We start from the raw sequence: 1,589 nt of genomic DNA, 5'->3' as shown, positions 1-1,589 counted from the left end.
GCCCGAACTGCGGGCGCGGCTTCGACTGCGGCGCCCGTACCCAGCCGTTCGACTGTTGGTGCGCGCCGATGCCGGTCGTGCCCGGCGGCGCGCCGCCGGCGGCCGGCACGCGCTGCCGGTGCCCCGAGTGCCTCGCCGACGAGATCGCTCAGCGCATGGCCGGTGCGGCCGACTAACGGCGCAGGCTCGTACAACCGGCCGAGACGCCGGCTTGTCCGGCCGTCCGGCCGTCCAGTCGTGCATTCGTGCGTGCGTACGTCCGCCACGATCCGGCCCCCGGTAGAGGCGCCGCGCGCTAAACGGGTAAACTGCTCGGATGCAACGAATCACCACCACCGGGCGCGTCAACCTCAGTCACCTGTTCTGGCTGCGCAATCTCGCGATCATCGGCCAGCTCGTGACGATCGGCGTCGTGCAGACCTATTTCGGCGTGCATCTGCCGTTGCCGGCGATGCTGATGGTCATTGCGCTCGAAATCGTTTTCAACGCGCTGACCTGGGTGCGCGTGCTGCGCGCGCGGCCCGAGACCGATTTCGAGCTGCTCGGCCAGCTGTGGGTCGACCTCGGTGCGCTGTCGGCGCTGCTGTTCCTGTCGGGCGGCACGACCAACCCGTTCGTGTCGCTGTACCTGCCGTCGCTCGCGATCGCGGCGGCCGTGCTGCCGTGGCACCTGATGATCTGGCTCGCGGCGTTCGCGGTCGCTTGCTACGCGGCGCTCGGCTTCGATTCGGTGCCGCTCAACATGGATAACCCGGCGAACCTGTTCGACTACTACCGCACCGGGATGTGGGTGAACTTCATGGTCAGCGTCGGGCTGATCGCGTGGTTCGTCGCGCGCATGTCGAACGCGCTGCGCCAGCGCGATTCGGCGCTCGGCGAAGCGCAGGCGCACCTGCTGCGCGACGAGCGCGCGGTCGCGCTCGGCGTGCAGGCCGCGACCGTCGCACACGAGATGGGCACGCCGCTGTCGACGATCGCGATGCTCGCGGAGGAGTTGCGCGACGCGGCACGCGCCGATCCGGGGCTGGCGCGCTATGAGGCCGACCTGAAGGTGCTGGAAGAGCAGATGACGCTCTGCACGTCGGCGCTCGCGCGCCTGCGCAGCCGCGCGAGCGCGCCGGCGAGCCGCCAGCCGGTGGACGACTGGCTCGATACCTTCGTCGAGCACTGGCGCCTGCGGCATCCGCACGTGCAGTTCGAATTGCTTGGTGCCCGCCCGTCGGGCGTCGCGCTCGACGACACGGTCGCGGCCGGCCAGATCCTGACGATCCTGCTCGACAACGCCGCGCGGGCGAGCCCGCATCGCGTGACGCTGGCCGCGAAGCTCGCGCACAACGAGCGGGCGGCCGACCAGATCGAATTCGAAGTACGCGACGACGGCCCGGGCATTCCGGCCGCGTTGCGCGAATCGCTCGGCGCGATGCCGGTCGACAGCACGCAGGGCGGACACGGAGTCGGCCTGTACCTCGCGTTCAGCGCGGCCGTGCGCCTGGGCGGCGAGATCGAGCTGTCCGATGTCACGCCGCGCGCGGCGGGCGGCAACGGGCGCGCTGCTGGCGGCGCGAATGGTCACGCCGCTGCTGCGTCGA

Annotated in this window: 1 protein-coding gene; it reads left to right on the top strand. The window is 70.8% G+C overall.

Annotated elements, in window-relative coordinates; all coding sequences use genetic code 11:
• Positions 1 to 316: 316 nt before the first annotated feature.
• A partial coding sequence (locus F3J14_RS34825) for an ATP-binding protein (protein WP_247682364.1) occupies positions 317 to 1,589 on the top strand: 1,273 nt, incomplete at its 3' end.

This window comes from Burkholderia sp. Tr-862, assembly GCF_011753085.1.
Taxonomy (GTDB): domain Bacteria; phylum Pseudomonadota; class Gammaproteobacteria; order Burkholderiales; family Burkholderiaceae; genus Burkholderia; species Burkholderia ambifaria.
Note: the sequence above shows the minus strand (reverse complement) of the source record. Positions and strands in the feature narration are given on the sequence as shown.